The 13,633-nt window shown below is 58.8% G+C and carries 10 protein-coding genes; 6 read left to right on the forward strand and 4 right to left on the reverse strand.

Translation table 11 applies throughout. The features are described from left to right. From SVU69_13155 to SVU69_13170, 4 genes are all read right to left on the reverse strand, one after another. Window positions 1-2,185 (reverse strand): heavy metal translocating P-type ATPase (locus SVU69_13155; protein MDY6943945.1); only part of this gene is annotated, 2,185 nt, incomplete at its 3' end. A gap of 66 nt (window positions 2,186-2,251) precedes the next feature. Continuing rightward, a complete protein-coding gene (locus SVU69_13160) occupies window positions 2,252-3,019 on the reverse strand; it encodes a copper resistance protein B (protein MDY6943946.1) in 768 nt (255 codons plus the stop codon). Between the two features lie 10 nt (window positions 3,020-3,029). Next, entirely contained in the window at window positions 3,030-4,835 is a 1,806-nt protein-coding gene (locus SVU69_13165; protein MDY6943947.1) for a copper resistance system multicopper oxidase, read from the reverse strand. 205 nt (window positions 4,836-5,040) lie between these two features. Further along, window positions 5,041-5,472 carry a MerR family transcriptional regulator gene (locus tag SVU69_13170; GenBank protein ID MDY6943948.1) on the reverse strand — a complete coding sequence of 144 codons (432 nt, stop codon included), beginning with the start codon at window positions 5,470-5,472 and terminating at the stop codon, window positions 5,041-5,043. Window positions 5,473-5,824: 352 nt separating this feature from the next. Here SVU69_13170 and SVU69_13175 point away from each other — a divergent pair, with 352 nt between their 5' ends. The 6 genes from SVU69_13175 to SVU69_13200 all read left to right on the forward strand — a co-directional run. After that, window positions 5,825-6,637 (forward strand): hypothetical protein, encoded by an 813-nt coding sequence (locus tag SVU69_13175; GenBank protein MDY6943949.1) that lies wholly within the window; start codon window positions 5,825-5,827, stop codon window positions 6,635-6,637. Window positions 6,638-6,763: 126 nt separating this feature from the next. Then, on the forward strand, window positions 6,764-7,105 hold the full coding sequence (locus tag SVU69_13180) for a hypothetical protein (GenBank protein MDY6943950.1): 342 nt from the start codon (window positions 6,764-6,766) through the stop codon (window positions 7,103-7,105). A gap of 336 nt (window positions 7,106-7,441) precedes the next feature. Next, window positions 7,442-8,725 (forward strand): TolC family protein, encoded by a 1,284-nt coding sequence (locus tag SVU69_13185; protein ID MDY6943951.1) that lies wholly within the window; start codon window positions 7,442-7,444, stop codon window positions 8,723-8,725. Further along, a complete protein-coding gene (locus SVU69_13190; GenBank protein ID MDY6943952.1) occupies window positions 8,722-9,945 on the forward strand; it encodes an efflux RND transporter periplasmic adaptor subunit in 1,224 nt (407 codons plus the stop codon). Before SVU69_13185 ends, SVU69_13190 begins: the two co-directional genes overlap by 4 nt. Continuing rightward, window positions 9,942-13,064: a CusA/CzcA family heavy metal efflux RND transporter gene (locus SVU69_13195; protein ID MDY6943953.1), complete on the forward strand. Its 3,123-nt coding sequence runs from the start codon at window positions 9,942-9,944 to the stop codon at window positions 13,062-13,064. Before SVU69_13190 ends, SVU69_13195 begins: the two co-directional genes overlap by 4 nt. 373 nt (window positions 13,065-13,437) lie before the next feature. Then, window positions 13,438-13,633: hypothetical protein (locus SVU69_13200; GenBank protein ID MDY6943954.1), on the forward strand; the 196-nt coding region annotated here is incomplete at its 3' end.

Here is a 13,633-nt window from a genome sequence, read left to right on the forward strand (position 1 = left end):
TGACCCCGGCGCTTTCCATGGCCACATCCGTGCCGGTACCCATGGCAATGCCCACATGGGCCTGTGCCAAGGCGGGGGCGTCGTTGATGCCATCGCCGGCCATGGCCACCTTGCGGCCTTGAGACTGCAGCTCGCGCACCTTGGCCGCTTTCTCATCGGGCATAACGCCGGCAATCACCTCGTCGATGCCGAGCGGTTCGGCCACGGCCCGCGCCGTGGCTTCGTTGTCCCCCGTCATCATGACGATTCGCAGTCCTTCGCGGTGCAAGGCCGATAGGGCCTCGGCGGTGGTTTCCTTCGCCGGATCGGCCACACCCACCAAACCGGCGCAGCGTCCGTCCACCGCCACCCACATGACGGTCTGTCCGGCACTGCGCAAGGACTCAGCGTGGGCGCGATGGGCCGAGAAATCCACCGCCAGCGCTTCCATCATCGCGGCGTTGCCGAGCGCCACCTCACGCCCATCAATCCGGCCGCGAACTCCTTGGCCGGTCACCGACTCGAAGTGTTCCGCCTTCCCGGGCCGAGCGCCGCGCGCTTCGGCGCCCCGCACAATGGCGGCCGCCAGGGGATGCTCGCTGCCCTGCTCCAGGCCGGCGGCAAGGCGAAGCAGTTCCTGTTCGTCCACATCGCCGATTGCCTCGACCGTCAGCAGTTCGGGATGGCCCTCGGTCAGGGTGCCGGTTTTGTCCACCACCAGCGTATCGATCTCGCGCAGCACCTCGATGGCCTCGGCGTTCTTGAACAACACCCCGGCCCCGGCGCCGCGACCGGTGGCCACCATGATGGAAATCGGCGTCGCCAGACCCAGCGCGCACGGACAGGCGATGATCAGCACCGCCACGGCATTGATCAAGGCGTGGGCCAGTCGGGGTTCCGGGCCCCAAAGGCCCCAGATCACGAATGTGGCGACCGCAACTGCCACCACGGTCGGCACGAAGTACGCCGCCACGGTGTCGGCCAGTTTCTGGATCGGGGCGCGGCTGCGCTGGGCATCGGCCACCATCTGCACGATCTGGGAAAGCAGGGTATCCGCGCCCACCCGCTCGGCCGCCATCACCAGCGCGCCGGTCCCGTTCACGGTGGCGCCAATCACGGCATCGCCCGCCGCTTTTCCCACCGGGATGGGCTCGCCGGTGATCATCGATTCATCCACCGCGCTTTGTCCTTCCAGCACCTTGCCGTCCACCGGAATCTTCTCGCCCGGCCGGACCCGCAGCCGATCACCCGGCTGGATCTGGTCCAGCGGCACGTCCTGCTCGGCGCCATCGGACCCGATGCGCCGCGCGGTCTTGGGGGCCAGCCCCAGCAGGGCCCGGATGGCGGCCCCGGTTCGACTGCGGGCCCGCAATTCCAGCACCTGGCCGATGATCACCAGCGTGGTGATCACCGCGGCGGCTTCGAAGTAGACCGCCACACGCCCGCCGTGGCCCCGAAACGCGGCCGGGAAAAGATCCGGAAACAGCGTCGCCACCACACTGTAGCCATAGGCCACGCCGACCCCCAGCGCAATCAGGGTGAACATGTTCAGGCTGCGATTGACCAGGGAGCGATAGGCCCGGGTGAAGAAAAACGAGCCGGCCCAGGCCACCACCGGCGTGGTCAGAACCAACTCGAACCCGTCCCAGAAGCCGGGTGAACCCAGCCGCGAGAGCAGCGTACCGAACCCGGGGACCATCTCGCCCATGGCAACGACGAACACCGGCACAGAGAGTATCAAGCTGACCCAAAACCGGCGCGTCATGTCGCGCAGTTCGGGGTGGTCATCATCCTCCAGTGTCACGGTGCGAGGCTCCAGCGCCATCCCGCAGATGGGACAATCGCCCGGTTCATCCCGAACGATCTCCGGGTGCATGGGACAGGTCCACTGCGTTGCCATGGCGGGTGCGGCCGGCGTTTCCCGCTCCAAGGCCATCCCGCATGTGGGGCACGATCCGGGATGGTCCGCTTTCACATCCGGGCACATGGGGCAGACGTAGGATCCGGATGCCGCTTGCTCGGCCGGTTCGGACGAGCTGTCGAGATAACGCGCCGGCGCGGCCGCGAATTTTTCCGCACAGCGGGTCGAGCAGAAAACGTAACGTTGGCCTTGATGATGACACTCTGGCGCGTGCTGCGGGTCGCGGACCGTCATGCCACAAACCGGATCATAGGTTTCCGTCGGAGCGTGGTGTTCGTGGTTCATGCGAATGGACCTCCAATCGGACGAACGTGAATGCTGGACTGATGGCGAAGGCGCTTGCTTAAGAGCCTAAAACCACATACGAACACCCGCGAGCAGGCTGGTCTCGGAAACGGGCTCGTCCACCGAGCGGGCGAAATCGGCCGTCTCGCCGAAACTTCGTGTCCACTGCACGCCGATGTACGGGGCAAACTGCCGGACAATTTCGTAACGCAACCGCAAACCGAGGGCAACGCGATTCAACCCCTCGCCGATACCGAATTCCTCAACGGAATCGCTGAAGATCGCGGTCTCGACACTGGGCTGAAGCATCAGGCGCTGGGTGATCAAAAGGTCATACTCGACTTCCAGGTCCGCAGCGAAAACGCCCTCCTCATCCAAACGAATATTGGCGTCGACTTCAAACATTCCAGGCGCCAGTCCTTGCAAACCCACCACAGCCCAGTGACGTTCATCGTCCTCATCGGGACCATAGGTTCGCTGCGTACCAACACCCAATTGGAGATCCCAAAACGGCGCAATCAGTCGCCCCCATGACACATCGAGACGCTCGATCTCCCCGCCGGAGCTCTCGAGGTGCTGGGCGCCTTCCGCTTCCAGCCAGAGCCGGTTGAAATCTCCACCAAACCAGCCGACCAGCTCCCAGTCCAGCGTATTGGGTCCCTCGTTGTCTGCGACCTCCAGCCGATCGACCAGGAGAAAACCATAGTAGGCATCGTCGTGGATCGGGTTAGGCCAGCCCGGCGGAACATCGCCCGCGCCCGGCGCCGCGGCAAACACCGGTGATGAAACAATCAAGCCCAGCAGAAAGGCGCAAAGGCTATTGGGGTCTCGCATGCACAGGCCCTCAGGAAACCCGTACCACACGGAACATGCCCAGTTCCATGTGATACAAAAAGTGACAGTGAAACGCCCAGCGGCCAGGCGCATCGGCGTTGATCAACACGCTCAGCCGCTCCGCCGGTTTGACACTGATGGTGTGCTTTCGGGGTATTTTCGAACCTTGTCCGTTTTCCAGTTCCATCCACATGCCATGGAGATGAATGGGGTGTTCCATCATCGTGTCGTTCACCAACACCAGGCGCAGTCGTTCTCCGTAAACAAACTCCACCGGAGAGGCCGCATCGGAGAATTTCGTGCCGTCGAAGGACCATAAGTAACGTTCCATATGGCCGGTAAGATGGAGCTCCAATTCACGGGTGGGCGGGCGCGAATCGAAATCGGTATCCAGACGCCGGAGCTGGCTGTAGACGAGCACCCGATGAGGCACATCAGCCAAGCCTGTGCCAGGCTCGGCCAGGCGGTCCCGCTGTACTTCAGCCACACTGACGTTGCCCGGCCCGTGCCCGTCCGGTAGGTGGCGTGCCACGACAGCCCCAGGCTGACGTTGAGATTGATGCTCGATGGGATGCACGGCCGGCGACATCGCGTGACCGGTGTGACCTGCGTGACCGTCATGGCCTCGTTGGTCCGTCTCGCCCGGCGGCGTATTCTTACCGGCCGGCATGTGATGCATGGCCATCCCCATATCCACCATGCTACGCAGCGGGCGTTCACGCAGGGGCGGCACCGGTGCGCTGAGACCGGACCGGGGCGAGAGCGTGCCGCGCGCGAAGCCACTGCGATCTAGGGACTCGGCGAACACGGTATAGGCCTGCTCATGCGTGGGTCGCACGATGACATCGTAGGTTTCCGCGACCCCGATTTGGAGCTCATCGGTTTCCACCGGCTCGACATCTTGGCCGTCCGCCTGGACAACGGTTAGCGGCAAACCGGGGATACGGAAATTAAAGTAAGTCATAGTAGCGGCGTTAATCAGCCGCAGGCGCACGCGCTCGCCCGGCCGAAACAAACCGGTCCAGTTGCTTTCCGGTGCTTGGCCGTTGAGCAAATAGGTGTAAGTGTGGCCCGTCACATCGGCGATGTCGGTAGCACTCATGCGCATCGCGGCCCAATCCCAGCGATCCCTTAGTGTGGCGGCCCAGCCGTGATCTTCGACGTCGCGGAGGAGATCCTGGACCGTGCGCTTTTGAAAGTTATCGAAGTCGCTGTGCTTCTTGAGTTTTGCCAGGATGTGATGCGGGTTCTCAAACGTCCAATCCGAAAGGAGGATCACGTGTTCCCGGTCATAAGCCACCGGGTCGCGCTCTGCCGGATCGATGATAATCGGGCCATAGTGTCCCAGCTGCTCTTGCATACCGCTGTGGCTGTGGTACCAATACGTCCCGCTCTGCCGGACCGGAAACCGGTAGGTGAACGTGGTCGACGGTGCGATACCCGGGAAACTGACACCCGGCACACCATCCATATCAAAGGGCAACAACAAGCCGTGCCAGTGAATCGACGTATCTTTCGTCAGCTGGTTGTGGACGCGAATAGTGAGGTCTTCGCCCTCTCTCAAACGCAACAGCGGACCCGGTACGGTGCCGTTGATGCCCACTGCCTCGCCCATTCGTGCTCCGATAGGCCATGGCATTCGATGAACGTGCAGATCAATGACCTCGCCCGCCCGGCGCGCCACTGTGGCGGCAGTGCCCCAGGTTGCCGTGCGTGCGTAGGCAGGTAACAAGCTGCCATAAGCGGCGATAACGCCGCCGGAGGCGAGCCCCGCCACAAAACGGCGACGGGTTAATTTTGCATGTCGAAATTTCATATGGCTGAAAGCTTACTCATCACGTAAATAACTATCTCTCTTGTAACGTTCGGCCATGTGGCTTCTTCGTTGCCCCGCCACATGTGAGAATTTCGGCCTTTCCGACGACGGAAATACAGCCTAAACCCGTACGTTACTTACAGGTCAAGCAGCGGATCGGCTCACTCCGGCTCGATTGTGCCGACGGCGGTGATGTCACTCCGGCTTATTCTGAGAGCAGATTTTGCTCGATAAGATGACAGACGGCATCGCCATCCGGAAGACGGTCCGGCAGCGTTTCCCATACGCCAAGCGCCTGCTCGATCCGGTTCTGTAATTTCATCAGTTCATCCAATTGTCGGCGGTTTTTTCTGACGCGGCTTTCCAAAATACGCCGCGCCGACGGACATGGAGAACGGCCCTTCTGGGCCTCATCCAATAAGACTTTAATTTCTCGTAGCGTGTAACCGAGCCGCTTGGCCCTGATAATAAAACGCAAGTTACGTTGGTCGCGCGGACCGTAAACCCGATATCCGTTCGCCGCACGTTGTGGGTGAAGTAGGCCGATGCGAGAGTAGTAACGGATGACATCTGGTGCCACACCGTAGCGTGCGGCCAATTCCTTCACCTGAACAGCTTCGTTCGTTATTTGCGGCATCAGCCTTCCTCCTATTCACCTGAGATGAGCATTCACACCGCTTCCCATACCCGATGGCTCGCTTTGTCTCCGGCCTGCCGGCACCTCAAGACGCTACTCGCATACCGCCATGCGTGTGTGGAGACAAACCGGCCGTCAAGTCTACTAAGACTAAACCTATCAGTTATTGACAGGTCAACGGATCAAAAACCAATGATCGAAAGTCTTGACCTGTGCGTAACGCACAGCTCTACAGTTATCCAACATTAGGTGGAAAACGCAGATGAATAAATTGGGCCCGGCGGTTCGGAGTGGATGATCCGGTTTGACACCTTCGGTGAACCAGTAAAGAACGTATAAAAGGAAGATTGGCATGGTCCGGAAGATCTTATTGTTTAGCGTGATTCCCTTACTGTTGGTGGGATGCGCATCCGGCCCCGGGAAAGAAATAACAGGCAGCACGACGGAATCACCACCGACCCGGGTCGGACTATTGACGATCATGGAACCCGAACTGTACAAAGCGGGCGTGCAGACCTACGACGTCCCCCAATTCGGCTTCACCTTGCCTGGGCGAATCGCCGGAATGGGGATCGCGGCATCGGTCAAAGGAATGGATACCGCCAGCCATAACTATGCTTTCACGAAAGCCGTGCGCGACAGTGGTTTTCGTATTTCGGCAACCCTCACCTCGGAAATCACCCGGGATCTTGCCGCCGTGGGATATGAGGTGATTCCGGTACGGGTCGCGGACCATCGCCATGCAGGAGAAATTCGCGGTCGGAAATACCTCGGACAATATCCGCCAACCGCCCCCCCGGTGGATTTCTACTTGCATCTCGAAGTGGAGCAAGCGGGCTATACCGCACCGGATCACGGTCAACCACTCGTTCCATACCTTCGCGTTTTCACTCAACTTGTCTCGTTAGCGGGCCAAGCTCACCCAACACCGACTGCAGGCGTGATTCACGAGGTGAAGGAAGAACAAGGCGAGGCGAGCGTACTCTACGCTGCCACCATTACCTATGGGGGATTTATCCCCATAGCCGGGCCCAACGATATCCCGGCCGATCCACGTTATGGCCTGAGAGGGATGGAACATATCGAGCATCCGGAACATGTCGCTAGAGGTCTTGCGGCGGCCGCTCGAGACGTCGCCGAGAAATTGGCGGAGAACCTAAAGTGACATCAACAGGCATACGTTCGATCAGGCGCGGTATGACGCATACGCCAACCTGGAGTGGAGTCCGCGCTGACATCAAACGGATAAGCAAGCACTGAAACGAAACCCCTAATCCAAAGGAGAGGTACGATGAATCGTTTTGCAGTCCCACTCACAGTCGCCCTGTTGACCCTCGGCGGTGGTTCGGCTCTGGCTCAGGCCCCGAGCGCCCATCAGTCGACGGAGGCTCGCATGCAGGAAATGGAAGCCACGATGCAGCAGATCCGGCAAACCACCGATGTCCAAAAACGCCAACAACTGATGGAAAAGCACATGCAACAAATGCACGAGGCGATGGAGCAAATGCACGCCATGATGGGTAACAGTGGCATGTGTAGCGAACACAGGGAACAGATGCAGAAAATGGGCGATCAGATGGGTTCCCATCGCGAACAAAGCAAGCGCTTACACGATCATAGAAAAACGAAATAGTGGCGAGTCGCGGGATAGGTGGAAAGTAAGGCCCCGGCATCGCGATCTCGCGTCGATCGCAACGGAGATACTTTCCATTGAACATACTCAGGCCGCCATGAACGTACCAGAACCATTGCTTGCGTTCATGGCGGTGGCTTGCGTTGATCCTCCAAGCGGTCAGATATGAAAAAAGATATCCAGAGGCCGTCCGCGATTGGGTCTCGACCGAATCCAGGGCTCCTCTCGCGATATGATGCTTCCGTGGGCGTCGTGTCGCTATCGCCGGCAAGTTCCCAAGCGCATGTCGGCCGCTGACCGATTACGTCTTTCGACCTGAATCTTCGGGGGAGACCCATGACAAGCTGTGGGCGACTGGCCGCTTTAATAGGACTGCTACTTCAGCTGGGCCCGGCAATGGCGAGCGCTGGCGCCGTTGTTCTGACAGCCACGGGGGCCGAACAGCTCGCCGAGGTTCAGGATGTGTGGGCCGCCCAACAACAAGCGCGCGCGAAATCTTTGACCGAATCGGCGCTGGCAAAACGACAACTGCCGGATCCTCAATTGAAAATGGGTCTCGCCAATTTCCCGGTCGATAGCTTCGCATTCGACCGGGAGCCCATGACCCAGTTGGTCGTTGGACTACAACAAGGGCTGCCCAAACGGGCAACACGTCGACTGGCAAGCGAACGCTTGGTGTCCGACGCCGAATTGGCTCGCATCCGTGCTGAGGAAAACCGGCTCCGACTCCTTCGGGACACGCGTCTGAGTTGGTTGGACGTCTACTTTCAAGAACATGCCTTCAATTTGCTAAACGATAGCACAGCGTTGTTTTCCCAATTGATTGAAGTCGCCACAGAAAGGTATGCCGCCGGACGTGGCAATCACCAGGATATCATCCGCGCTCAGCTAGAACTGGATCTGCTCAAAGATCGTCTTCGGCACCAACACGCCGGTGTGCTGGCCGCACGGGCCGCCTTGGCCGAGTGGATCGGCCAAGAAGCTGCAAGTCGGCCATTGTCGGGGCCGTTACCGCTACTTGAAGTCACGCTCGATTCCAAGCTTCTGGAACAATCTTTACCCGAACACCCGGTCCTTAGAGTGGAAACGCAAAGGCTCCGTAGCAGCGAGTTAGAAATTGCCATTGCCGATCAGGACTACCGACCGGACTGGATGCTCTCTTTGAGTTATGGTCTGCGTGAGGGTACCAACGCAGACGGTCGCGAACGGCCCGATTTTCTCTCCCTTACGGTGGGCATGGACCTGCCGCTTTTTCCCACGAATCGGCAAGATCGCCGCCGGCAAGCGGCACTGGCGCAGGCAGACGCCGCCGTCCTGGGGAGGCAGAGTCGGCTGCGTGAGTTGATGGCCCAACTCCGCGTTCACCTGGCGCGACATGAAGAACTGGTGGAACGCAAACGCCTGTACGAACGCAACTTGCTCACCCAAGCGCATCAAAACGTCCACGCGGCATTGCATACCTACCGCAGCGACACCGGTGACTTCACGGCCCTGATTCGGGCCCAAATCACGGAACTTGATGTGCGGGTCAAAGCCATGCAGGTCGCGGTAGAACTGGAGAAAACGCGTACCAGACTGCGCTACCTGGCGGCACAACCAAGCCTGGAGGAAAACCAATGAAAACTGCGCGGGCGCTGATCATGTTGGTTATCCTCGCTGCCGGGATCGGCCTCGGGATCTGGTTGGGGCGAGAATCAACTAACGCCCCTTACGGTGAGTCTGCCGTGCAAAAGAGTGAACGAAAGAACAAATACTGGGTCGCGCCCATGAATCCGGACTACCGCAGCGACCGCCCCGGCAAATCCCCCATGGGCATGGATCTCGTCCCGGTCTACGAGGATGAAACGGTAGCTGCGGCGGATGTCCTGATCGAACCTACCGTTATCAATCAACTCGGCATACGAGTCGCTGAGGTACGTCGTACCGACATCGCACGTGAATTGGAAACAGTCGGCTACGTGCAATATGACGAGGACACGCTGCGACATGTCCATCCACGCGCCGTGGGCTGGATTGAACGACTCAACGCCAAATCCGTGGGTGATTCGGTGGCCGCAGGAGACACCTTATTCGAACTTTACGCCCCGACCCTCGTCAATGCCCAGGAAGAGTATTTACACGCTGTCCGCAGCGGCTCGGCGAGCCTTATCCGGGCATCCCATGAACGACTGACATCTCTCGCCATCGACACCGGGCAAATCCAACGGCTTCGGACGCTGAATCGCCCGCTGCAAAGGATTGCTGTCAAGGCGACAGCGCCGGGCGTCGTCACTCATCTGCCCATCCGCGAGGGCATGTACGTCACTCCGGCAACGGAGGTGATGACACTCGCGGATTTATCCACCGTCTGGGTAGTCGCGGAGGTGTTTGAGAGTCAGGCGCGTTGGGTCCGCCCGGGCCAAAGCGTGTCCGCACGATTCGACTACCACCCCACCATGGTTCGTCACGGTACGGTTGACTTCATTTATCCCACCCTCGACCCTACCACCCGGGCGGCACGCGTCCGAGTGCGCTTCGCCAATCCGGAGGAGCTGTTGCAACCCGGTATGTTTGCCGATATTCGCATCGATGCCGCTCCCCGCGAACAGTCCATCACCGTGCCACGTGAAGCCGTGATTCGAACCCGCCGGGGAGAGCGCGTCGCAGTGTCCCTCGGTGAGGGCCGTTTCGACATACGGTCCGTTCGAATCGGCATCGAAAGCGGTGTGCTGACAGAAGTGTTAGATGGCCTTGAGCCAGGCGAGAAAGTGGTGGTTTCCGGACAGTTTTTGATCGACTCGGAAGCCGATCTGGATGCCGCCTTGGACCGGCTGGATCACTCGACGGAGCATAGCCCGTGATCGCCAATATCATCCGCTGGTCACTCCACAACCGCGCTCTCGTTCTGCTCTTGGCAGCCGCTCTGCTCGGCACCGGACTCTACGCCTTGCGCCAAACGCCTTTGGATGCCATCCCGGATCTCTCCGATGTGCAGGTCATCGTCCATACGAAATATCCCGGGCAAGCGCCGCGGGTCATCGAAGACCAAGTGACCTATCCCCTCACGACGGCATTCTTGTCAGTACCGGGAGCGACTTCGGTACGAGGTTATTCGTTTTTCGGCGATTCCTATGTCTATGTCTTGTTCGAAGAAGGCACGGATTTGTACTGGGCCCGTTCACGGGTATTGGAATACTTGAGCCAAGTTGCCGACCGTCTGCCGGAAGGTGCACGATCGGCGCTGGGACCGGATGCAACCGGTGTCGGTTGGGTTTACGAGTATGCCTTGGTTGATCGCACGGCGGCCCATGATCTTGCCCAGCTCAGGGCGATTCAGGACTGGTTCCTGAAATATGAACTCCAGACGGTGCCAGGCGTCTCCGAGGTTGCAACGCTAGGGGGCATGGTCAAGCAGTATCAGGTTGTCGTCGATCCAAGCCGACTGCGCGCCTACGGCCTGGATCTCGGGCGTGTAACCACGGCTATTCGCAGCGGCAATCAGGAAACCGGCGGTTCGGTCATCGAAATGGCGGAGGCCGAATATATGGTCCGCGCGACCGGATACATCCGTGGGATTTCTGATCTCGTGAATATTCCACTCGGCAAGAATGTCCATGGTACGCCCATCGTTTTGCGGGACGTGGCAAACATTCGACTTGGGCCACAGTTACGACGAGGTATCGCGGAATTAAACGGCGAAGGCGAAGTGGTCGGCGGTATCGTCGTGATGCGTTTTGGTGAAAACGCACTGGCGACCATTGAAGGCGTCAAAGCGAAATTAGCCGAACTGCGGCGCAGTCTCCCCGACGGCGTCGAAATCGTCGAAACCTACGACCGTTCCGGGCTGATCCTTCGAGCCGTGCACAATCTGCAATGGACACTTGTCCTGCAATTCATCATCGTCGCCCTGGTATGTGCCTTATTTTTATCCCACCTACGTTCGTCACTGGTCATCGTGATCAGCTTGCCCTTGGGTGTGCTCGCCGCATTCGTCATCATGAATGCCGGAGGCATCAACGCCAATATCATGTCCTTGGGTGGCATCGCCATCGCCATCGGTTCGATGGTTGACGCTGCCATCGTTCTCATTGAGAACCTGCACAAGCATCTGGCGCGCCAAGACGCGGCGAAAACCGATCACTGGGAAATGGTTAACGAGGCTGCAGGAGAAGTCGGTCCCACGTTGTTTTTTTCCCTGCTCATCATGACCTTGAGTTTTGCGCCGGTGTTCACCTTGGAAGCACAGGAAGGCCGAATGTTCTCCCCATTGGCACTGACTTGGACTTTCGCCCTGGCCGGAGCCGCTGCACTGGCGGTCACGCTGGTTCCAGTCCTGATGGGTTATTTCATCCGGGGCCACATTCGACCGGAAACGCGGAATCCTCTCAATCGGATATTAACGGCGATCTATCGTCCGGCCCTCAACTGGGCGCTACGCGCACCATGGGCGGTGATATTTGCTGCCGGTATTTTGGTCATCGCGTCGTACTGGCCCATCTCGCAACTCGGCTCGGAATTCATGCCGGAATTGTATGAGGGTGACTTGATGTATATGCCCACGACCGACCCGGGAATCTCGGCAGATAAAGCCCGGCAATTGCTTCAACAAACCGACAAAATGATACGTACGGTCCCCGAGGTGGAGCAGGTATTCGGCAAAATAGGTCGAGCCGAAACGGCCACCGACCCTGCCCCTTTGACCATGATGGAGACGGTGATTCGGCTCAAACCGCGTGAGCAATGGCGGCCGGGTCTGAATCTTCAGGGCCTCATCGATGAACTGGACCGGCGGCTGGACCTGCCGGGTCTAACCAACGCCTGGGTCATGCCCATCAAAACCCGAATCGACATGTTATCCACCGGTATCAAAACGCCCGTAGGCATCAAGATCAGCGGGCCGGAGCTGATAACCATCCAAGATATCGGAGCAAAACTGGAAACGGCACTAAAACCCCTCGCTGGCACCGCCTCGGTGTATGCGGAACGGGTCGTCGGCGGTCGTTACCTGGAAGTGGAGATCGATCGGGAAAAAGCCGCCCGATATGGTCTGAACATCCGTGACGTGCAAGCCGTCATCGGCACCTTGGTCGGCGGAATGAACGTCAGCAATTCCATCGAAGGTCTGGAACGCTATCCCATTAACCTGCGCTACACACGGGAAAGTCGCGATTCGCTCGCTAAGCTACGGGATCTACCCATCGTCACCCCCGTCGGTGCGCAGGTTAGCCTGAGCCAGGTCGCGGACGTTCGAATCGTTGACGGTCCGGGGGTCATCAAGAGCGAAAATGCTCGCCCTACGGGCTGGGTATTTGTGGATGTTCGGGGCCGCGACATCGGTTCTTACGTCGAAACTGCCAAGCAGACGGTGGCCGAAAGTGTGGAGCTACCACCCGGTTACGCCATTTCGTGGTCCGGACAGTACGAGTATATGGTTCGCGCAATGTCGCGTTTGCGCTTGGTCGTGCCCGTCACGCTGGGCATTATTGTATTTTTACTTTATCTGAACTTTGGTCGCTGGGAAGAGGTGGCGATTGTGATCTCTTCTCTGCCCCTGGCGTTAATTGGCGGATTCTGGGCATTGTATCTTTTGGACTACAATCTGTCGGTCGCCGTTGGAGTCGGATTCATCGCTCTAGCGGGCGTATCGGTAGAATTGGCGACGGTGCTGCTGGTCTATTTGAATCTCATTCTCGAACAGCGAATCGCGGCGCGGCGCGAGCAAGGAGAAAAACTTCAACTTTCGGATCTGCACCAAGTCATCGTTGAAGGGGCGCTACTGCGCGTTCGACCGATCATGATGACGGTAGTGACTGTATTTGCCGGCCTGTTGCCAATCATGCTCAGTGCCGGCACCGGGGCTGAAGTCATGCGCCGAATTGCCACTCCCATGCTCGGTGGGATGAGCAGTGCGATCATCCTGACGTTACTTGTGGTGCCCGCAGTCTTTCTTCTCTGGAAACGTCAAAAATTGGCCATGTAGTCAGCCTAACAGCCCACTTTTCTGGATGTTCTCGTCCCGGATTCAATTGACCTTAAGACTGCGGTCCGATTGACTGCGCAGACAACCCGGTGTGACAGTTCCCTTGCCGGAGTACGCGTCGTGTAAGCATATCTTTCAAGCGCTCCATTCGCTTGTCGAACTGCCAAAACAGGGCCATATTTCTACTGTTCGAGTGCAATACAATCCGTCGATCAAATGATGAATCAACCGACAATTATGATTTAGACCCGGGAGTGAGCCGATCCGACGGTAGCCTTTTGGATTGACTGTTCGCTTGCCACATTGGGCGTATACCTAGAAGCACTGTGGGTGGAACTAATGACAACAGTGTCCAGCAACGCGATCGCGCGCCATGACGGCGAATAAAAACGGCCCAGCCAAAGCCGCTGAGATCCCCCTTGAACGCAATCGCCTGTATGAAGCCACTTTTGAGCTGGCACCGGAAGCGATGGCGCTGATCGATATCGATCGTGCCCTGGTGGTCAAAGGCAACGCCCGTGCGCGGCAGTTGTTGCAGGCCGAGAAAGGCTCGGATTGGCCGGAACCAC

Source organism: Pseudomonadota bacterium, from assembly GCA_034189865.1.
Taxonomy (GTDB): Bacteria; Pseudomonadota; Gammaproteobacteria; order UBA5335; family UBA5335; genus JAXHTV01.

Bases quoted from the DNA above. Each gene is read 5' to 3' on its own strand.
- SVU69_13180 (MDY6943950.1), top strand. From the start codon at position 6,764: ATGAATCGTTTTGCAGTCCCACTCACAGTCGCCCTGTTGACCCTCGGC.
- SVU69_13185 (MDY6943951.1), top strand. From the start codon at position 7,442: ATGACAAGCTGTGGGCGACTGGCCGCTTTAATAGGACTGCTACTTCAG.
- SVU69_13175 (MDY6943949.1), top strand. From the start codon at position 5,825: ATGGTCCGGAAGATCTTATTGTTTAGCGTGATTCCCTTACTGTTGGTG.
- SVU69_13165 (MDY6943947.1), bottom strand. From the start codon at position 4,835: ATGAAATTTCGACATGCAAAATTAACCCGTCGCCGTTTTGTGGCGGGG.
- SVU69_13160 (MDY6943946.1), bottom strand. From the start codon at position 3,019: ATGCGAGACCCCAATAGCCTTTGCGCCTTTCTGCTGGGCTTGATTGTT.
- SVU69_13190 (MDY6943952.1), top strand. From the start codon at position 8,722: ATGAAAACTGCGCGGGCGCTGATCATGTTGGTTATCCTCGCTGCCGGG.
- SVU69_13170 (MDY6943948.1), bottom strand. From the start codon at position 5,472: ATGCCGCAAATAACGAACGAAGCTGTTCAGGTGAAGGAATTGGCCGCA.